Source organism: Rhizobium tibeticum (assembly GCF_900110205.1).
GTDB classification, from domain to species: Bacteria; Pseudomonadota; Alphaproteobacteria; order Rhizobiales; family Rhizobiaceae; genus Rhizobium; species Rhizobium tibeticum.
In genome coordinates this window covers 63,178-82,641 of sequence record NZ_FOCV01000022.1, presented here as the reverse complement: position 1 = coordinate 82,641, position 19,464 = coordinate 63,178, and the positions used below count along the sequence as shown (strand labels likewise).

At 59.0% G+C, this 19,464-nt stretch carries 14 protein-coding genes and 2 pseudogenes; 7 read left to right on the top strand and 9 right to left on the bottom strand.

Features of this window, described 5'->3' with window-relative positions; translation table 11 throughout:
- Positions 1 to 111 precede the first annotated feature (111 nt).
- Complete coding sequence (locus BSG20_RS22570; RefSeq protein WP_072378442.1) at positions 112 to 900, top strand: pyrroline-5-carboxylate reductase; 789 nt, start codon at positions 112 to 114, stop codon at positions 898 to 900.
- On the opposite strand, the gene BSG20_RS22565 is transcribed toward BSG20_RS22570, so the two are convergent.
- Complete coding sequence (locus BSG20_RS22565; protein ID WP_072378443.1) at positions 897 to 1,445, bottom strand: cupin domain-containing protein; 549 nt, start codon at positions 1,443 to 1,445, stop codon at positions 897 to 899. The two genes, BSG20_RS22570 and BSG20_RS22565, sit on opposite strands and share 4 nt — an antisense overlap.
- Before the next feature lie 140 nt (positions 1,446 to 1,585).
- Between BSG20_RS22565 and aptA the strand changes: the two genes are divergently transcribed.
- From aptA to BSG20_RS22545, 4 genes and pseudogenes are all read left to right on the top strand, one after another.
- Positions 1,586 to 2,920: an omega-aminotransferase AptA gene (aptA, locus tag BSG20_RS22560; RefSeq protein ID WP_072378444.1), complete on the top strand. Its 1,335-nt coding sequence runs from the start codon at positions 1,586 to 1,588 to the stop codon at positions 2,918 to 2,920.
- A gap of 199 nt (positions 2,921 to 3,119) precedes the next feature.
- A complete protein-coding gene (locus BSG20_RS22555; protein WP_244541378.1) occupies positions 3,120 to 3,821 on the top strand; it encodes a dimethylsulfonioproprionate lyase family protein in 702 nt (233 codons plus the stop codon).
- 119 nt (positions 3,822 to 3,940) lie between these two features.
- Entirely contained in the window at positions 3,941 to 5,743 is a 1,803-nt protein-coding gene (locus BSG20_RS22550) for a PAS domain S-box protein (protein WP_072378446.1), read from the top strand.
- 402 nt (positions 5,744 to 6,145) lie between these two features.
- Positions 6,146 to 7,712, top strand: a pseudogene (locus BSG20_RS22545) (carboxylesterase/lipase family protein).
- A gap of 250 nt (positions 7,713 to 7,962) precedes the next feature.
- On the opposite strand, the gene BSG20_RS22540 reads toward BSG20_RS22545, so the two are convergent.
- The 3 genes from BSG20_RS22540 to BSG20_RS37630 form a co-directional block, all read right to left on the bottom strand.
- A complete protein-coding gene (locus BSG20_RS22540; RefSeq protein WP_072378447.1) occupies positions 7,963 to 9,642 on the bottom strand; it encodes a glycoside hydrolase family 3 protein in 1,680 nt (559 codons plus the stop codon).
- 283 nt (positions 9,643 to 9,925) lie between these two features.
- Positions 9,926 to 10,789, bottom strand: coding sequence for an extracellular catalytic domain type 1 short-chain-length polyhydroxyalkanoate depolymerase (locus BSG20_RS22535; protein ID WP_438646486.1), 864 nt, complete (start codon positions 10,787 to 10,789; stop codon positions 9,926 to 9,928).
- Position 10,790: 1 nt separating this feature from the next.
- The gene (locus BSG20_RS37630) at positions 10,791 to 10,964 is read right to left on the bottom strand and encodes a hypothetical protein (RefSeq protein WP_244541380.1); all 174 of its coding nucleotides are present in this window, start codon (positions 10,962 to 10,964) and stop codon (positions 10,791 to 10,793) included.
- Between the two features lie 252 nt (positions 10,965 to 11,216).
- Between BSG20_RS37630 and BSG20_RS22530 the strand changes: the two genes are divergently transcribed.
- Positions 11,217 to 11,831 (top strand): hypothetical protein, encoded by a 615-nt coding sequence (locus BSG20_RS22530; protein WP_072378449.1) that lies wholly within the window; start codon positions 11,217 to 11,219, stop codon positions 11,829 to 11,831.
- 170 nt (positions 11,832 to 12,001) lie between these two features.
- Here BSG20_RS22530 and BSG20_RS22525 read toward each other — a convergent pair whose 3' ends face one another.
- The 4 genes and pseudogenes from BSG20_RS22525 to BSG20_RS22510 form a co-directional block, all read right to left on the bottom strand.
- The gene (locus BSG20_RS22525) at positions 12,002 to 14,554 is read right to left on the bottom strand and encodes an ATP-binding protein (protein WP_244551818.1); all 2,553 of its coding nucleotides are present in this window, start codon (positions 14,552 to 14,554) and stop codon (positions 12,002 to 12,004) included.
- A gap of 285 nt (positions 14,555 to 14,839) precedes the next feature.
- Positions 14,840 to 15,451 (bottom strand): annotated as a pseudogene (locus BSG20_RS38885) (ATP-binding protein); the annotation flags it as partial.
- On the bottom strand, positions 15,452 to 16,693 hold the full coding sequence (locus BSG20_RS22520; RefSeq protein WP_072378451.1) for a metallophosphoesterase family protein: 1,242 nt from the start codon (positions 16,691 to 16,693) through the stop codon (positions 15,452 to 15,454).
- A 431-nt stretch (positions 16,694 to 17,124) separates the two neighbouring features.
- A complete protein-coding gene (locus tag BSG20_RS22510; protein WP_072378453.1) occupies positions 17,125 to 17,409 on the bottom strand; it encodes an acylphosphatase in 285 nt (94 codons plus the stop codon).
- 578 nt (positions 17,410 to 17,987) lie between these two features.
- Here BSG20_RS22510 and BSG20_RS22500 point away from each other — a divergent pair.
- Positions 17,988 to 18,659: a spermidine synthase gene (locus BSG20_RS22500; RefSeq protein ID WP_072378455.1), complete on the top strand. Its 672-nt coding sequence runs from the start codon at positions 17,988 to 17,990 to the stop codon at positions 18,657 to 18,659.
- A gap of 1 nt (position 18,660) precedes the next feature.
- Here the strand turns inward: BSG20_RS22500 and BSG20_RS22495 are convergent, their stop codons facing one another.
- The gene (locus tag BSG20_RS22495; RefSeq protein ID WP_072378456.1) at positions 18,661 to 19,455 is read right to left on the bottom strand and encodes an HpcH/HpaI aldolase family protein; all 795 of its coding nucleotides are present in this window, start codon (positions 19,453 to 19,455) and stop codon (positions 18,661 to 18,663) included.
- Positions 19,456 to 19,464: the final 9 nt, after the last annotated feature.

Genomic DNA, 19,464 nt, shown 5'->3' with positions numbered 1-19,464 from the left:
TACACGGGGAACCTCTCGCCTTGCGACGGGCCTTGCGAGACGATATTCCCCTGTGCAAGAAGCCATGTGTGACCTAGGTCGGCTAGTCGCACGGTAAGGGGAAGCAACCCAGTGCAGGTACAGAAGATCGGCTTCATCGGAACCGGAGCTATTACCGACGCCATGGTCAGAGGCCTGCTGGCCAAGACTGCCGCCGTCGCGCAGGTGACGATTTCGCCGCGCAACGCGCAGATTGCGGAGCGCCTTGCCAGTGAGTTCGCAGAAGTCTCGATCGCCGCCGATAATCAGGCTGTCATCAACGCCAGCGACATGGTTGTCCTGGCCGTGCGCCCACAGATTGCGCAAGACGTCCTGAACGGACTGACGTTTCGAAAGGGGCAATCCGTTGTCAGCGTCATTGCGGCAACGAGCCGCAAGACGCTTTTGGAGTGGATCGGGGCAGATGTCCACCTCGTGCAGGCCATTCCGCTGCCTTTCGTCGCGGATCGCGAAGGGGCGACAGCCGTCTTCCCGCCGGATCCTCACGTTGCGGCGCTCTTTTCCGTTCTCGGCACGGCAGTCGAATGCGAGACCAAGGAGGAATACGACCTTTTGGCCGCAGCCAGCGCGCTGATGTCCACCGTCCTCGGGATCATGGACGTCTCGGCAGCGTGGCTGGAACAGCGCGGCCTCGCCAAAGGCAAGGGGCGCGCCTATATCGCGCCGCTATTTGCCAGCCTTTCGCAGACGGCGCTGCGCTCCAGTACCATTCCGCTCGAAGCCCTCAGCGGCGAGTTCGCAACAAAGGGCGGCCTGAACGAACAGGTGCAGTCCGACTTTCAGGAAAACGGCGGGCATGATGCCCTAATCCTGGCGCTTGATCGCGTTCTGGCGAGGATACAGGGCGAACCCAGCGCCTAGAACGTCGGGGGCGTACAGGCACTGATGACGTCGCATGCGACCGGTCCGACGCATCGGAACCGATGCGGTCTCCGGCTTTCGAAATAATAGGCGTCGCCCGGCCCAAGGATCCGGCGCTCGTCGTCGACCGTCACTTCGAGCCGCCCGGAAAGGACGATCCCGCCCTCTTCTCCCTCATGAACGAGGGGAACCTTGCCGGTGTCGGAGCCCGGCTGATAACACTCCTTCAGGATCTGCAGGCTGCGCCCGAACAGACTTTCGCCAATCTGCCGATAGGAAATTGCCCCCTTCCCGATCTCGACGAGCTCCTCGGCCGCATAGAAAGCCTTTCGCGGTCGTTCCGGTTCGAAGGCGAAGAATTCCGCCAGGCCGATCGGAATGCCATCAAGGATGCGCTTCAACGCGCCGACGGAAGGGTTGGTGGAATTCGATTCAATCAAAGAGATCGTCGAATTCGTGACGCTGGCGCGCTTGGCGAGCTCGCGCTGCGAGAGATTATGCATCATCCTCAAATGACGGAGACGATTACCGATATCGACGGACATAGGACGTGTTTCACCTGTTGCAAATATCGAACATATTCAGCTCACGCACATAATTTTCAAGTGCTTATGCACGCGCAGAAAAGGACTTGTCCATCGCTGTAAATCACTGAACATTCTTCGAAACTCAACGGAGAATAGTGATGGACCAGATGAGCACGTCGAACCGGCCTTCCCTCGATAATTTCTGGATGCCGTTTACGGCCAACCGACAGTTCAAGGCCGCTCCCCGGCTGCTCGCCTCAGCCGAAGGCATGTACTACACCGATATCGACGGCAACAAGGTGCTGGACGGCACAGCTGGCCTCTGGTGCGTTAATGCCGGCCACGGCCGCAAACGCGTCGCAGACGCTGTCGCACGCCAGCTGCAAACGATGGACTTTGCTCCGACGTTTCAGATGGGCCATCCTGTCGCATTCGACTTTGCCGAGAAACTGGCAAAGATTGCGCCCGGCGGGCTGGCCGCGAAACTCGATCGTGTGTTCTTCACCGGCTCGGGGTCGGAATCGGTCGATACGGCGTTGAAGATCGCGATCGCCTATCAGCGCGCGATCGGCCAGGGCACGCGAACCCGCATCATCGGTCGCGAGAAGGGCTATCACGGCGTCGGCTTCGGCGGCATCTCAGTCGGCGGGCTCGTCAACAACCGTCGTGTGTTCCCGCAAATTCCGGCCGACCACATGCGCCACACGCTCGATATCGAGAGAAACGGCTTCTCCAAGGGGCTTCCGCACCACGGTATCGAGCTTGCGGACGATCTGGAACGTCTGGTTGCGCTGCACGGTGCCGAGACAATCGCCGCCGTCATTGTCGAGCCGATGTCCGGATCGGCAGGCGTCATTCTGCCGCCGAAGGGATATCTGGAGCGTCTGCGCGCCATTGCGGATAGATACGGCATCCTGCTGATCTTCGACGAAGTCATTACCGGCTTTGGCCGTCTGGGAACGCCCTTCGCCACCGACTATTTCGGCGTCGTACCCGACCTTGTCACCACGGCGAAGGGCCTGACGAACGGCGCCATTCCGATGGGTGCGGTCTTCGCTAGCCAAAAGGTCTATGACGCATTGATGGTCGGCCCTGAAAACCAGATCGAGCTCTTCCACGGTTACACCTATTCCGGCCACCCCGTTGCCAGTGCGGCAGGTATTGCCACTCTGGAAATCTACGAGGAGGAAGGTCTGCTCACGCGCGCCGCCTCCATCGCCGACACCTGGCAGGACGCCCTTCACTCCCTGAAGGGACTGCCCCATGTCATCGACATCCGCAACCTCGGTCTCGTCGGCGCTGTTGAGCTAGCGCCCCGGGATGGTGCGCCTGGGACGCGTGCCTATGACGTCTTCGTAGACTGCTTCCAGAAGGGTCTTTTGATCCGTGTCACGGGCGACATCGTCGCGCTCTCGCCGCCGCTGATTATTGAAACGGACGAAATCGAGAAGATCGTTTCCATTTTGGGGGACGCCTTGAAACGCGTCTTGTAAGCTCAGTACGGGCTTGTCGCCCGTTTGGCGGCCAACCGCCAAACGGGCGCGACGTCCAACCGACTGCCCTAAGGTTGGCGACGACAACCGGATCACGATCGCTCGCGCAGGCATGGCCCTCCAGCGTGCCGGCTATTGTCGGAAAAACGCGCTTGGAACAGTTTGCTTTTTGATCGCACCGGGATAAGGATCGCCCAGTGTGACCAAGGAGCTTTCCGTATCGATGTCGAAACCCCGGTTGAGAAGGGAAGCAGATCTCCTGCTGCATCGTGGGACCAGGACTGCCAGCGGCGAATATTCCGTCAGCCGCGCTCGCAGACCTGTCGCCGTGCAACGCCTGATCGGTGCGTTGGGAAACATCATGCTGTCCGATGCGGCTCCCTTCATGGAGAAATTCGTTGCGGGCAAGGTGTTCCACCTGCTGCAGGATCCGGGCGCCATCGCAACGAGGCCGGCCACTCCTGTGCCTTTGGCACCGCAGTTACAGTTTGCGCTCCGCAACTTGGTCTCGAAGGGCGAACTTTTCGCTGAAGCTGCCGCGGCCATCAACGATGTCGCCAAGAGCCTGGAATGGGTTGCCAGCAAGACCGGTCCTTTTGCCAGTATCAACATTGAGCACACACACGCACATGCGCTCGTGGCCGGCATATCGGGCGTCGAAGAACGAGCCGATGTGGCTCTCGGCCTGACGATCATGGCGCCATACAGCCGCTTCCCAGACCATATTCAGTATCGCTCCCGCGTTTTTCTGGCGCTTTCCGACTGCGAATTCTCCTGTAACGACAAGGGATGGCAGCGCGGTTCCATTGGCTCGATTTTCTTCAACGAAGCGGGACACAACGTCGCGATGCGGTGCACGGCGCGCCCCCTCCTTGCCGCCTGGTGCCACGTCGAGCGGTAACGGATCGCCCCGCTAATTTCCCTCTTGACGTTTGCGCGCCAAACCTTTGAGTTACCAAGGGCATCCCAGAGAGGACAAAACCCCTGCGCAGCAGCGATACATATCCTGGATCAGGCGAGATGGCCGCTCGCATTTATGCCCACGACTGGGAAGCGAGCGGCCTCGGCCCGCCGTCCTCGTGGCCGCTCTGCTTGAAATCTGCCGTCGACATCATGCTGCCATCCAAAGCCCAGATCGTCATGTTCTGGGGCCAGGATTTTATCGCTCTTTATAACGACGCCTATGCGCCGACAATCGGAAGCAAACATCCTCAGGCCCTCGGCCGCCCGGCCCGCGAGCATTGGAGCGAATTGTGGAGCGATCTGGAACCGCTCCTGCGGCGCGTCCTTGACCACGGCGAAACAGTGGTCGCCAAGGACCGCCCGTTCTATATCGAGCGCCACGGCTATCCAGAGACTGTTCACTTCGACCTTTCCTACTCACCGGTCCGGGACGAGGAGGGCAAGGTCGGCGGCGTCTTCTGCATCGTCAGCGAGACGACTCAACGCGTCAAATTCGAAACCGCGCTACGAGAGAGCGAGGAACGCTTTCGGGCAATGTTCTCGCAGACGGCGGCCGGCATCGGGCAGTCGGATCTCGCCGGGCGTCTCCTCCTGGTCAACAGCCGCTTCTGCGAAATCGTCGGCTACACGGAAGCCGAGCTTTTGAAGATGCGGGTGCAGGACATCACGTTTCCCAAGGATCTGGACGACTATGTCCGATCATACAGGACAATGCTGGAAACCGGCCAGAGCTTTGACATCGAGAAGCGCTACGTGCGCAAGGACGGTAGCCTCGTTTGGGTGGCGAATTCCGTCTCACCTCTTCGCGACAAGAACGCAGCGATACGGCAAGCGGTCGCCGTTGTCGTCGATATCACGGAACGCAAGCGCGCTCAGGAAGTGGAGCGTCGCCTTGCCGCGATCATTGCCTCGTCCGACGACGCCATTCTCGGCACCGACCTGAACATGAGGATCACGAGCTGGAACATCGGAGCCGAGAAGCTCTATGGCTATTCGGCCGACGAAGCGATCGGCCACTCGGTCGTGCTTCTGGTTCCCGATGACAGGATTGAAGAGGAACCTGCAATCATCAGGCAGGTCAGCGCCGGTCTGAAGGTTGATCCTTATGAGACCAAGCGCCGCCGCAAGGATGGCGGGCTTGTCGACGTCCTACTCAGCGTTTCACCTATTTTTGACGCTTATGGCAGGATCGTCGGGGCTTCAAAAATAGCGCACGACATCAGCGCGCGAAAGGAGGCCGAGCGGCTGCAGACGGTTCTCGTCGGCGAACTGAACCATCGTGTGAAGAACGTGCTCGCGACTGTGATGGCGATCGCTCGGCAGACACTCGGGCGAGAGGAAGCAAACCGAGCCGGAGTGGACGCTTTCGAGGCAAGGCTCGCCTCGATGTCGAAGGCCCATGATCTCCTGACGCACGGCAACTGGGAGCAGGCAGAGCTGGAAGCTGTCGTCAAGCAGTCACTGTCTCCCTATCAACGGGACAGGTTCTCGATCTCGGGGCCGAGCATTCACCTGGCGCCGAGGGCCGTCCTGTCGATTTCGCTGGCGCTACACGAACTGGCAACGAATGCCGCCAAGTATGGAGCCTTGTCCGTACCGGAAGGCCGCGTTTCCATTGAATGGTCGCTTGAAGGCGACGACCCTGCCAAGCTGAGACTGCGTTGGCAGGAAACGGGCGGGCCGAGCGTTACTCAGCCTTCGCGCAAGGGCTTCGGTTCACGCCTGATCGAAAGCCTGCTGGCGGCCGAGTTGAAGGGTAAAGTAAAGATCACCTACGACCAGGCCGGCGTGATCTGCGAGGTCGACGCCGCTGTCGGCGGTGGATGGGATCATGATCATTCGGTCAAACCATCACAATAAATACCAAACGGCGCCACAAGGCCGTCCTCCTGGCTACTTCCCGAGCGTGCCGTGGCCTTGTCCAACTGATACCTTTCTTGAAGTTGGCAGGCAGCGCCGCGCAGTATCCGACGGCGCTCGAAGTGCTGTCGTGCTCCCATTTTTGTGTTTCCTGATTGCGCCGGAATTGAATGGGTTAGTGGTCGAAATGTCCCATGCAGAGACGCGCTCCGACGCGTTGGGGCCGGCTTGGCGGATCAAGCGCAAAACGACACGTCGTCCGCCGCGCAACTGTCAACAAGCCTAGCTGTAGGTCGAGATTCGCCGTCGACATCGGACATTGGTCGACATCGGACGAACCCTTTTCGTTGCCGCTGTACGGGAGTATTTTACTCCCGGACTGTGTTAACCTCGGAGGGGGCAGTGTTTGTGGATCGCAGTCGCAACTTTCTGCTCTTTTTGGCGGCCGCAACCTGGATGACTTTTGCATCCCGATTACCCGCGGCAGACGACACCGTTAGAATCGACAGCGGCATGCTGAGGGGCGAAAGGTCAGGCACGGTCGTCAGCTTCAAAGGCATACCCTACGCGGCACCACCTCTTGGCGATCTGAGATGGCGCAATCCCAGACCCGTGAATGAATGGAGCGGTGTTAAGGATGCGCGAAACTTCGGTCCATCGTGCATGCAGACCGACGACTTGCCGAAGTCCGAGGACTGTTTAACTCTCAATGTCTGGACACCGGCCAAGCATTTCAAGACACCCCTCCCGGTGATGGTTTGGATTTACGGCGGCGCTCTTGTCCATGGGAACACCCCTGACCGGTGGCCAGCTAGCCGCCAAGAGAGTTGTGTTCGTTAGTATGAACTACCGCATGGGACGGCTTGGTTACTTTGCTCATCCTGCGCTCATAAAGGAGTCGCCTGACGAACCCGTCGGCAACTATGGCTACATGGATCAGCTTGCAGCCCTGAAATGGGTTCAGCAAAACATCAAAGCCTTCGGCGGCGATCCGAACAAGGTGACCATATTCGGAGAGTCAACAGGCGGCGGCTCGGTGATGGCACACATGATATCGCCTTTGTCACGGGGGCTCTTCCGGGGAGTTATTCTACAGTCACCGGGCGTCCCTACCGCGCGTGCGCACAGCACGCCTTTGTCATCGTTGGAAGAAGCAGAGAAAACGGCGCTAGATTATGCAGCTTCTCTTGGAATTGAAGGTAGCGGGGCCGACGCTCTCGCCGCGCTTCGGGCGGTGCCTGCCGAAACGTTGACCAAGGGTGCATCGGCACCAGAGGTGCTGGCGGGAATGTCGACAGGCAAGCCCGTCATCGGCGTCTCAGGCTCGATCATTGACGGACGGTTTTTGCTCGAAACGCCGGAAGCGGCTTTCGCGGCAGGCCGCCAAGCTCCAGTGCCAGTCATTATCGGAGCGAACAATCGTGATCTCGGTATCGGTCAGGCAGCGACGAAAGACGATCTCTTCCAGCTACTCGGGAAGTATGCAGCCCAAGCCCGCAACCTCTACGATCCCACCGGCCAAGAGCCTCTTGATGAACTGAAGCAGCAGGTCTTCGCCGATAAAACGCTTGTCGAACCGTCTCGCCACCTAGCTGACGAGATGCTCCGCGCAGGTCAGCCGACGTGGTGGTATCGTTTCTCGTATGTTGCCGAGGCACTTCGCAACGATCCGAAATGGAAAGGCACTCTGCACGGCTTCGAAATTCTGTATACGCTCGACATTCCAGCTGCACTAGTGAAAGACAAGGTTACGCCCGCCGACTGGGCCATGGCCGCTTTGGCGAGTGCTTACTGGGTCGAATTTGCAACGAAGGGTGACCCCAACGGAGGCTCGCGGCCAAATTGGCCTCAGCACGACCCAGCCGCGGACAAGGTCTTCGACTTCAGAAATAACGGCGCGACGGTAGGAGCCGATCCGCTGAAACCCAGGCTCGACCTCTGGCAAAGGTATTGGGAGGAAGAGAAATGACGGAGCGATGCCTGTTGCTTGGTGTGTTGCCGCCCGAGCCACAAGCCTTGAACTCGCCCCCTCGTAATCCGATCGTCAGGCGGAAGCGAAATCCGCCCAACTCCACCTGAACATCGCGCTTGGGATTTGATCCTAGGGATGCTGCGAGGGCTGCCCGCCATCCGGATTCTCGACCGCCTCTCCTGTCGCACAGTCAAGCCGTCTATCCGCAATTCCTTTTGCCGATCATGTCCTTACGCGACCGAAAGCGTCAATAGCGTGCATCCGCGAGGCCACAGAATGGATCTACCGGGTTCGTGCCGAGGAAGGGCTTGCGACCGAGCATGCAATCAACGACGGCTTCCTGGACGCTGTCCATGGTGGAGTATGCGTTGATATAGGCCGGTACGCGCGGTGCATCGTAAAGGTGATAGGGATGCCCAAACGAGATCATCACTGAGGGAATATTCGTCCAGGGCCGGTACATGGCCTTGAAGAGCCCTCCACCGCCCATCCGGTGCCAGTCAACGAATATCCGGCCCCGCACAAGCAGCGACTCGTCGCCTAGCGCGTAAATCACGAGGTCGAAATTCTCCGGGGTCGGCACGATGTCCGGCCGGTCGATCGTGACTTCGAAACCTTCCGTCGCCAATAGGTCGGGCAGCACGAATTTCAGAGGCTGCTGGACGAGCGGATGAATGATGCCTCCATCGACCAGCAGGATGCGCTTCGTCTTCGCGGGGTCGAGCGGAAAGATGCTGTTGACATCCTTCACAAGCGTAGGCGAGCGGCCGATGTATTCCTTGGACGCGGCGACGCTGTTTGGATGCGCAAGCAGGTGGCGCGCCTCGGCCGCATCGGGAAGCACATCTGACGACCGAAAAAGCTTGAGGTGCGCCTTGAGCGCCAACACACGAAGAACCGCTTCCTCAAGTCGCTCCGGGGTAATTCGGCCGTCTTCGACGGCCGCCTTGACCGCAGCCATATCCTCCTCAGGCGCATCGCTGAAGAGGATCATGTCGCAGCCATTCGCGATGATATCAGGCATGGTATCGAGGTGGTGGCCCCACGCCGATAGCCCGCCCATGGGTGTCGCGTCAGAGACGATGATGCCATTGAAGCCGAGTTCGTCTCGGAGAAGGTCAACATTCAACAACCGGGAGACCGAGGCCGGTCGGAAGGCTTCGAGCCCGGCATCTGGCATCTTCGACCGGATATAGGCGGGAAGCGAAATATGCGCACTCATGACTGCCAGCACACCTTCGCTGATCAGCTTTTTGTAAAGCCGACCGAAGGTTTCCTTCCACTCCTCCATGGAAAGCGGATTGGTCGTCGTAACGAGGTGTTGATCGCGGTCATCGTAGCCCTCGCCCGGCCAGTGCTTCGCGGTGGCGGCAACTCCATTCCGCTGGAGACCGCGAACATGGGCGACCGCGTGCCGTTCGATCCTATCGACATCGGAGCCATATGAGCGTGTACCGACGATTGGCGATCGGAAGGCGGCATTTATGTCGATGACCGGCGTGAACGACCAACGAACACCCATCGCACGGCCCTCGCGTGCCAGGATCTCCGAACTTCTTTCGGTTGCCTCGATGTCATCAACGGCTGCAAGGCCAAGTTGGCCCAGCACCGGAGTGCCAAAGGCGAAGGAATGACGGCTGCCTTCGAGGTCGGCGCTGATAATGGGTGGCACTTTGCTCTGAGCGACGAGGTTCGAAATGACGCGCCGCTCGAAGTCGAGGTCAGGCGTGAAAAATCGCGTAATGCCGCCCGGTCTCAACGCGCCAACGCGTTTGAACTCCTCCTCATCCGCCCCGATCATGATCAAGGTGAAGAGTTGGCCAACCTTGTCGTCGAGATTGAGCGAGGCATAGACGTCGCGGACCCAGGCGATCGCAGCGTCATCGAGGTTGAACGGCGCTTTGCGAAGTTGTTCGTAGATCGTCATAAGTCCCTCCTTGACCAACGCTCTGCCTGCATACTCACATGTGCATATGCGCGATACCCCATCACAGGCTAGCGACGTTGAACTCCGTCCCCAGGGAGAAGGCCAGCGCTGCGATCCGGCATCCCCTCGCGCGCAGACGTTATCGCAGATACGACTAGGAACCAAATACCGCAGCGCATGTTTCGAAACCGTCTCTCTTTCTAATTGCGAGCACCGCGACGTCTTCCAATGCCGCCTCCACCATGTCGGCAAAACGCCCGACACGGCAATTGGGCGCGGGTTTCTATAGCTTTAGTCCCCACGCACGCATGAGCTCCAGCGGACCGGAAAGTTCGGACTGCAACACGTAAGGATCAGCCACCCTCTGCTTTTGACTCGAGAACCGCCTTGGCAGCCCATGGCCAAGGCCACGAACCGAATAGAACGACAGTTGCAGTCGATCTCCGCTCTTCCATTGCTTGAGCGTGCCCCACGACATCTGCCTTATTCGCCCGGCGGGTTCCTCCAAACCCGTTACCTCTAGCCATTGCGAAATCGAGGCCATCGCGTTGACCGGGTTGACGACGCCGTCCGCCGTTCCGTGCCATATCGAAATCGACGGCCAACCTCTTGCAGCAGGCGAGACACCGCGCACCAGATCGCCCCATTCACGAGGCTCTCGCCGTGAGACGCCGGACCTCATGCTGCCGATAGCCGACATTGCGTCTCTTGCCGCGCCGAACGGCATCCCGGCAAAGATGGCAGCGCCAGCAAAAAGATCCGGATAGGTGGCGACAAGCGCCGAAGTCATCGCGCCGCCGGCAGAAAGGCCCGCAATATAGATGCGGGATCGACCAATTCGATGCCGAGCGCATGCGTGTTCGATCATCTGGCGAATGGACATGAGTTCGCCCCGATCTCGCGCAATCGCGCTTGGCCGAAACCAGTTGAAGCACCGCTGCGAATTGTTCGCTTCTCTTTGTTCCGGATACAGGAGAACAAAACCACGCTGCGTCGCAAGTTTGGAAAAGCCACTTCCGGTGTCGAAGCTTTCCGGCGTCTGTCTGCATCCATGGAGCACTACGACCAACGGCGGCTTTACGGGCAATTTGCTTGGCACGAAGACCTTCATTGTCAGCCGTCCAGGATTGCTACCGAAGCCAGACACTTCACTGAGTGCAGGCTTGGTAGCGGCTGGCCTTTTTGTTTTCCTGGATGCTGTGCGGGTCGGTGTGCGTAGCGCCTTTGCAACCAGCTTGCGAAACGCCTTCTGCGATTTCAGCAGTCTTGAAAATGATCTCGGCAATTTGAATGGCATCGGTAACGTCCTCGATCGACGTCATCGATGCTCCGCGGCAGGGACGCCGCCACCGATAGACAGGTTACGCTATTGGATCAGCGGCAAACGCGGAAGACTAAAACGGACAACCCTTCCATGCGCGCAGCCGGGTCGTCCTCCTCGCTCAGGTGGGCCTTCGGTCTTGCCTATGCTCCTAAATCGATCATCAGGACCATGGCGGAGGAACAGATTTCGTTCGACGAGGTTTTCACCGCAGATGGCGTGTCGCCGATCCCTAGTTCGCGGAGGAAAAAACATGACCAGCATTCACAACGAAGCATCAGGCAGTTTTGCCAGCAAAACTCTCTGCACCTTAAGCGCGTTCTTCGATGACCGCAGCAAGGCCGAGAGTGCGATCAGGAGATTGGAGGACATCGGCATGCCCAACGAGCGCATTCGTTTCATGCCCGGATACGAAACGGAAGGCGATGTCGCCCGATCCGATCATAGCGGCTTCTGGGCGGGCCTCGCCGACTGGTTTTTCCCGGACGAAGATCGCGCCGCTTATGCCGAAGGACTGCGCCGAGGTGGCTTCCTCGTATCGGTTCAGGTCGATGATCAGAGCTATGAAAGCGCCCACGACATCCTTGATGACGAAGGCAGCATCGACATGGACGAGCGTGCAGACCTGTGGCGTGATGAAGGCTGGGATGGCGGTCGAGCAGTCTCTACCTTCTCGGAAGACGCCCTCGCCCCTGCTCCCGACACCGATCGCGAAACAACCGACCTTGCCGAGCGTGGCGCTCCCAACCGCCGCGACCTGGAGAGGTCAACCCCTCGTGTTCGCTCCTACCGTTACCAATCGCCGATTGACGAGGTCGACACGCCTGCCCCGTCCGAGGACGAGGTTGCTCCTCCGCCATCGCACTGACGAAGAAGCGTTCACCTAGCTTCGGTCGTCTTCTCTCTGGCCCCGCGGTTTCGCGGGGCACAGAACAAATCCAAAGCTGCCGTATTCCAGCGCTCGGTGCCTCAGTGCAGATGGCGAGCGCTAGAACGCTTCGCATTGATCCAAGTTTTGGGACGCCACGACGCCTGCCCTCACATGGCGATGAGATCAAGACCCTCGCCCAATTCCCGCCGTGCAATCTCGACTACGCTCCGCTGGTGCGTGAACAATATTGTCTGGAATGTTTTGGAGGTAGACGCCAACGCCTTCAATCCAGCCGCGGTGCGGTCATCGTCGAAAGTCTGGAAAATATCATCAGCGATCAGCGGGATTGGCTCGTTCTTCAGGCAATAATCCTCGAGAAAGGCCAGGCGAAGCGCAAGATAGAGCTGATCACCGGTACCCTCACTCAATCCACCTTTCACCGGCACCCGCTCTCCCGTCGGACGCTCCGCCATGAGATGAAGCACATCGTTTTCGCCATACTCCTGAACCAGCCGGCTGAATCCCCCGCCGGTGAGCATCGAAAACGCGAGGCTTGCCCTATTCATGACAGGGTCGGTTTGCGTTTCACGAAAGGCCTCGATCGAACTACCCAACACGCGTGCCGCAAGCTTTAGCACGACCCATTGGCGAGCAAGTTCCTTCGCCTCTTCTTCGGCCGAAAGGCGCTCGAACACGGCGTGCTCAGCGGTCTTTCCCGTTTCCAGCTCACGGCGCTGCCGCGCGTTTTCGGCCAGCCGCGCGGAGAGCTCACCGTACTCCTCGAAATGGTTGGCATCGGCCTTCTGCAGACGTTCGATTTCCAATCCTGCTTTTGTGCGGTCGAAATCTGTCAACGACGCTCGAACCGCGTCTTCAGATTGCCCCTCCGCGTTTTCGGCGAAGCGCCTGCGGCTTGAAGAAAGCCTCTCGAGAGCTTCATTGCGTCGCTTTAGACGGAGGCGCAACTCGATGGGATTTTCAGCGTCAGGCAACCCTGAGGAAATGTCTTGAAGGTGTTCTTTCGCATCTTGCAGGGCGGCGAAACACCGTTCGTAACGTGCTTTCGCCTGCGTGAGCTGTTCTTCTGTTGCACGTCGATGTCGATAGGAAGCCTCCGCGTCCTGCGCGCGCTCCTGCAATATGTCGGCGGCCGCATCGACAGAAAGGCCTGCGAGGTCCGGAGCGGTACTCCTGACGAGCTTAGCCGCGGTCGCCTCGAATGCAGCGATGTCTCGCTTCATCCCGTCGACCCGCCGTTGGCGATTGTTCCGCTGCGCAACGATTTCCGGAACCTCGCGCCAGACTTCCAAAGCGGCTTCAATCATTTCAATCGTCGCGTTAAAAGGTACCTTTAACAAGGCGGCTGCATCAGAGAGTGTGCTCTGCCATTGCTCGATCGAAAGCCTAGCTCTGCGCTTTTGCTCATCCAGGTCATTGATCTTGTCAATCGCCGCGGAGCGCCTGATTTCTGACGTGCGTCCTTGCTGCCAAAGCTCCGCCAGCTTGCTGAGGTGCCGATCCAGCGCACGGCCCAAGGCAACGGCGGGGAGATTTCCTGCCCCTTCGAAACCAGCCTCATCGCAAATAGATGCCAGCGCGGGCAAAATCCGCTGCTCGGCCAGTCGAAGCTTCGTGACGTCGTCTTGCAACTCCAACAGTGTGTGGCGTTGCCTTTCCAGCTCCGTCATGGAGCGACGCCACTCAATCATCTGCCCCGTCGTTGTGGGTGAGACGGGCACATCGAGGAATAGCTGCGCGAGTTTGGATTGGGTTTGACGATGTGCCTCTTGTGCGATGGCTTCCGCCTGAACCGCATCGTCCACGAGATGAGTCTTCTCGGCCAGCTGTGCCTTAAGCTGACTGTGGCGAGCAACGCGCTCTGCTCCTGCAAACGCTAGATCAGCGAGCCTGTCACTCTCGTTCATTGCAGCTTGCACTGCAAAGCCCGCGCCCGCAGTTGGAGCGTCCCGGTATTTGTCCCAGAGAATTTGCCTTGAACTTCGCGAATTGAGGATGTCGCTCCTCGTAACCAAGTTCTCCGCTCCCTCCAGCCCGTCTATTTCGCGGATGATGTTTTGCCGCTCGCTCCGGACCGAATTCAAACGTGATGTGGCATCGCGGACGCCTGTCGCAGCTTCATCCTCCAGCTTCCGCAATTCCGTCAACGCATTCAGGTCAGGCAACGGGGCGGCTAATACCGCATCGAGGTCGTCGACGCTGGGAACGAGCCGAGCCGTCGCCTCTGAAAGGTCCGCCGTCGTGCGGGCGAGCTTCACGGTCAGCAAATCGATCTTGTCGATCTCCACTAAGGTGGGCTGAATTGCCACCAGGCGCTCGGTGAAGAATTTCGTGTCGATCGAGGAGCCGAGGCGCTGGTTTCTCTCCAACTCATTCAGATATTGGGTTTCTTCAATGAGCTGCTTCTCCAAGGTGGTGAGCGATCGGCTCAGTTCTCGACCTTCCATCGTGAGCGCTCTCAGTAGCGCGAGACTTGCGTCCGTAGGCTGCTGGTCAGCCAACGACTTATCGTTTGTGTCGATACCCAACCGCTTGCCCAATTGGCCAAGTCTAGCTTCGAATTCCTGAGCCTCAGCGATGACGCGCGGCAAATCTTCCCTCGCCTTGAGGTAGATACCCTTATCCGCGTAGAGCTGTCGGATACGCGCGGCAGCTTCACGGATCTCGTCATTCACCGTGCTTACCGCGAGCGCATCCACCAACCGTGACACTTCCTCCTGTACGGACGTAACGGTTTTCTGAGCCTCCTGATGAGATGCGAGCGCAGCGTCCAGCTTCGGTTCCGCGCTGGCTGGCACATGCTCCAGATCAGAAAACCCTTCCAAGTCATTGACGTCGAGATCGATTTCTCGCAGCAGCGGTTCGAGCGAGCGTCGCAGTGTCAGTGCGTGCAGGTCCAATTTGACTTGCGTCCGTCGAGCATGGACTTCGGCGAGGTCCCTTTCCAGGTGGGTTGCCTCTTCTATCAGCTTTTTCCAGTCGCCCGCGCGAAGCTCATGCAACTTCTCAAGTTTGCGAGCATCATCATGCCTGTCCAACGCCTGGTAGAACAGTCGCTCCTTGGACCGTCGCTGAGCGAAGATATTTTCGGCTTCAGCATCGAGAGACAGTCTCAGACTGCTCAATCCCGTCAGCCCGGAAGCCGCCGAGAACAGTAAACTTCCAATCTCTCCGTCATGCTCGAGCATCTCCACACCACCGGCTCGGAGGCGATCCGGGTCCAAGCCGAATGCTCTTTCAAACACGGTTCTGTCCACGGGGCCCAGAAATGGCTGCAGTGCATCCTCGGGGAGCGAGCGCTCATCATCGGAGTTATCGAGAAGCGTATTCTTTCGACCGCGTCGACGACGGAAGGTGAGTTCGCTGCCGTTGCGAGACGAGAGCGAAGCTCCGACACGAAGGGTCGTCGCGTCATGAAGATGGTCGTCCCTTGCAACATGCGGGAAGCCGAAGAGCAAATCCGACATCGAGCGGAGCGCAGAGGACTTTCCCGCCTCGTTCGGTCCAAAAATCAGATGCAGCGACGCGTTCCGCCGAAAAGGAAGAACCTTGTTGGTCAGGGATCCGTATCGGATGATGTCGAGTGTATCGAACCGCATTCACAGACCCATCTCAGTGCGGGCGAAAAGCAATTGCTTCGCCTCCTCGAGCAGTGCCTCGGCACTCACTTCCAACGGCGATTCATCTGCAGCGGCTCCGCCTGGCAGCTTAACTGCGATCGAGGATATCAGGGCTTGCGCCTCGAGCAGGAGTTCCTTCCCGTCGTCTGAAAGCTTGACGAGCTCTCTGAGATCCAGTCCAGCATGTGCATCGCCGCTCGGTTTGTCTTGGAGCCCTGTCGAAAGCCGGACTTCTAGTTTTTCAAGCCAGATGTTTTCGTGCGCACGATGAAGCGAGGCCTGGATCTCATCCCGCCACTGATGCCGATTGACGACAAAATTGCTCTGCAGCTCAGAGTGACCACTCAATCGGACGCGAACTGCAAGCGGCCTTCCCTCGCCTTCGTCTGCGCAGGTTCTACCAGCTCGCTCCACCATCTGCAGGATATCGATCATGCTGTGATGCGGTTCGAGCATTGCCTTCACTTCGCAGAAGCGCGCACCGTCAACGATGATCCGCTCGTATTCCACGTGACTGTCTCCGACAGTCACGAGCACCGCGCCTTTCGCACCGACCTCTCGAACGCTGCGCCCCTGAAGATTTCCCGGAAAGATGACCGGCGGATCGGCAGAAACTTCCTCGAATTGATGAACGTGCCCGAGCGCCCAGTAATCGTAACCACGTGAGCGGAGATCGTCGACAGAACAGGGAGCATACGGGGCATGCGGTTCTCGTCCCGAAAGAGAGGTGTGGAGCACGCCTATATTAAACCACCCTTGTTCTCGCCGCGGGTATCCGATCGCAAGGTTCTCGGTAGCTGATCGCTCGACGAAGCCTTGTCCATGCAACGCGACCTTGAGGCGATCGATGCGGAATGTCCCTGGACGATTTGTCGGAAACTCAAAAACGTTGTCGGGAAGTGTGATCGTTTTCGTGACGACGCTCACCGCATCATGGTTTCCGCGCAGAAGATAGACGGGAATTCCCGCTCGTTGGAGCCGTGCCATTTCTCGGTTGAAGAACAAGCCTATTTTGTTGTCCTTCCAGTCGCCGTCGTAAATGTCGCCCGCGATGACGATGAAGTCGACGGCCAGGTCAATCGCCCTGTTGACGAGCGTAGAGAGAGCGTTCCTAGTCGCCTCAATGAACTGGGCAGCAACATCTGCATCCTTCGACGCCAATCCCAGCATAGGGCTCCCGAGATGTAGATCGGCAGCATGGATGAAACGAAATGAGGACATGGTCACACTCTTCAGTTTTTAGAGACCTTGCTGAGTCTCCAGCAACGCAAGTGTAGCAACGAATGTGCGGCCCGCGTCACGCGTCCACCCGTTCTCCACTGCCAATTGTTCGTGGATCGCGGGTCGGTAAGGCGGGCCCGCGCCGTTCGATGTCAGATGGAAGGAAGCGGTAAAGACCGCGGACGCACTGGAGAACCACATCTCGACGTGCCTCCAATACGTTAGAGCCATGCCGCCGCGCATGGCGAGCGCGTTTTGATGATTCGCCTCCAGGGAGAGTGGAGACGACTGCTGTAATTTTGAGCTCTCGCTAAGTCGCGACTGTTGGAAGAGTGCAACAATGCCTCAGGCGCGCAGACGGCTTTCCTCGCTCATCAAGGGGGCACCTGGCCCATTCGCAGGTACATTCTCTTCGCCTTCAGTCGGCGTCGCTACGCTGTGATCTGGAACCCGGAGGGTATGGCCACAGGAGATGCCACTTCCACTTCGACAGCAACGACCGACGCGCCTGGCGGTCCTTTCCAGAATTCCTTCAACATCGCCGAGACAGCCGTCTCCGGGCCGGCGATGAGCGCTTTCACGGATCCATCATAGTCGTTGCGGACCCAGCCCACCAGACCGAGCTGTTCAGCCCGGGCGCGTGTCCAAACGCGAAAACTGACGCCCTGGACCCGACCGGATATCCGCACCAACACTGCCTTCCGATCCTTCCCCATGCTCGCCTCCATTCGCGTGCCTTGTAGGCAATCTGGAACACTGGGAGAGAATTCAAGCACGGTCTGTCCCGCAGCATATGGCAATCGCCAGGCGTCACCCAGATATCGCGCGATTTCAACGCCATATCCCCCTCGAGCCGCTGGCGCAAATCAAACGGCGCGCTATACTCACAATTGCATCAACGTGAAGGGATCTCGATCATGCGCAGGCTTATCGCAGTGACTTCAGTCCTCGTCCTCAGTTTCGCCGGTTCGGCCTTTGCGCAAGCGAATATGGGCATGGACAGCAGCGGCCGCTTCGACGGTTCGCCGCCGCTCGGGACTTCCCGCGAAGACGAGGCACCGAGCGGTGGATTCGCGATACCGTTCGACACGTTCCAGACCGGCAGTACGACGGGGTCAGGCAATATACAATGGACGCGATGCCCGCCACAGCGCCGTGGGGTCCAAGGCAACAGCCAAGCTTGCCTTGAGAGGTACTGAAAGAAACCCTTGCAGCCACCCGCGAGCCTGCTTCCAGGTTCGCGGGTCTGCCATTTCTGTGCTAGGGGAACCGCGCAACGCGAGGCACGACAGACATGCTCCCCTGGATTCAACTTGATTCCGCCCCCATTCCCGGAGAAAGCGGCGAATTGCGCCTCAAGCAGCGAGGCAGCAACTTCTCGATCATGCTGGGCTCGAACGAGCTGATGAACAGCCGACTGAGCGGCTCCGAGGAGGCGCTCGCGACGCTTTCCCGTGAAAAGATCAAGGGGTGTGCGCGTCCGAACGTGCTGATCGGTGGTCTCGGAATGGGTTTCACCTTGCGTGCTGCCCTTTCCGTTTTGCCGCAGGATGCATCGATCATCGTTGCCGAACTCGTACCGGCGGTGGTGCGATGGGCACGCGGCCCAATGTCAGAGGTATTTCAGGGTTGCCTCGACGATCCACGCGTCGCCATTCACCAGGGCGATGTTGGCGAACTGGTACGGCGAAGCAAAACGCAATTCGACGCCATCCTGCTTGACGTCGACAATGGGCCTGATGGCCTGACGCGCCGCTCCAATGATCGCCTCTACGATTTTGCGGGTCTGCGCGCTGCGCGCGATGCCCTGCGACCCGGCGGCGTTCTCGCGGTCTGGTCATCAGGGCCGGACGCCGGTTTCACCCGGCGGCTTGGCGAATGCGGCTTTGCCGTCGAGGCGGTCAACACGCGCGCCAACGGCAAGCGCGGTGGCGCGCGTCACGTCATATGGCTCGCCGTCAAATAGATCAGCTTGCCTGAACTCGACGCGCGGCTGCAATCGCGCTTGCGGCTCCAGAACGGAGTTGCTGCGTGTCGGCTCCGGCGATGACGAAATCGAAACCCATTTTCAATAGTTCGCCGGCCCGCTCGCCGTTGCTGCCGAAGACGCAGGCGAATTTGCCGTGAGCCCGGCAACGGGCGATCAGATGCTTGAGAACGCCGTCGACCTGCGCCGTATCGGGTGCCACCTTCGCTCCATCTGACAGTGCTATCGACAAGTCGGACGGGCCGACGAAAATACCGTCGATACCGTCTACACGCATGATTTCATCTGCGGCATCAAGGGCCGCGCGCGTCTCGATCATGGCAATCGCCACGGTCTGCAGGTTCGCGGTCGCGAGATATTCCGTTGCCGAAAGCCCCGTGTGGTTCATTGCCAGGGTCGGCCCCCAGCTACGCTCGCCGAGCGGCAGATACTTGGTGGCCTTCGCGAAGGCCTCGGCATCCGACACCGAGTTGATCATCGGCGCAATAATGCCTGAGGCGCCCATATCGAGAAGGCGCGAGGCGGATGCGAAATCCCCGAGCGGAATGCGGGCAAGCACAGGTTTTCCGGCAAGCCTGCCCTGGCCAATGCCAACGGCAGCCGATCCGATATCCCAAACGCCATGCTGCATATCCAACACAACGGCATCAAATGCCTCCTGCGCCAGATGATTGACGAAGAGCGGATCGGGAATGCCGATCCAGGCGGATATTAATCCGCCTTCACCGCTTCTGATCCGCTTTGCGAAGCCGTCGATCGTCGTTGCGCCAGTCATTCCATGCTC

What these genes read in the sequence shown, in the direction of transcription:
- BSG20_RS22565 (WP_072378443.1), bottom strand. Translation starts at nt 1,445, where the DNA reads ATGTCCGTCGATATCGGTAATCGTCTCCGTCATTTGAGGATGATGCAT.
- aptA (WP_072378444.1), top strand. Translation starts at nt 1,586, where the DNA reads ATGGACCAGATGAGCACGTCGAACCGGCCTTCCCTCGATAATTTCTGG.
- BSG20_RS22550 (WP_072378446.1), top strand. Translation starts at nt 3,941, where the DNA reads ATGGCCGCTCGCATTTATGCCCACGACTGGGAAGCGAGCGGCCTCGGC.
- BSG20_RS22540 (WP_072378447.1), bottom strand. Translation starts at nt 9,642, where the DNA reads ATGACGATCTACGAACAACTTCGCAAAGCGCCGTTCAACCTCGATGAC.
- BSG20_RS37630 (WP_244541380.1), bottom strand. Translation starts at nt 10,964, where the DNA reads ATGACGTCGATCGAGGACGTTACCGATGCCATTCAAATTGCCGAGATC.
- BSG20_RS22530 (WP_072378449.1), top strand. Translation starts at nt 11,217, where the DNA reads ATGACCAGCATTCACAACGAAGCATCAGGCAGTTTTGCCAGCAAAACT.
- BSG20_RS22520 (WP_072378451.1), bottom strand. Translation starts at nt 16,693, where the DNA reads ATGTCCTCATTTCGTTTCATCCATGCTGCCGATCTACATCTCGGGAGC.
- BSG20_RS22510 (WP_072378453.1), bottom strand. Translation starts at nt 17,409, where the DNA reads ATGGGGAAGGATCGGAAGGCAGTGTTGGTGCGGATATCCGGTCGGGTC.
- BSG20_RS22500 (WP_072378455.1), top strand. Translation starts at nt 17,988, where the DNA reads ATGCTCCCCTGGATTCAACTTGATTCCGCCCCCATTCCCGGAGAAAGC.
- BSG20_RS22495 (WP_072378456.1), bottom strand. Translation starts at nt 19,455, where the DNA reads ATGACTGGCGCAACGACGATCGACGGCTTCGCAAAGCGGATCAGAAGC.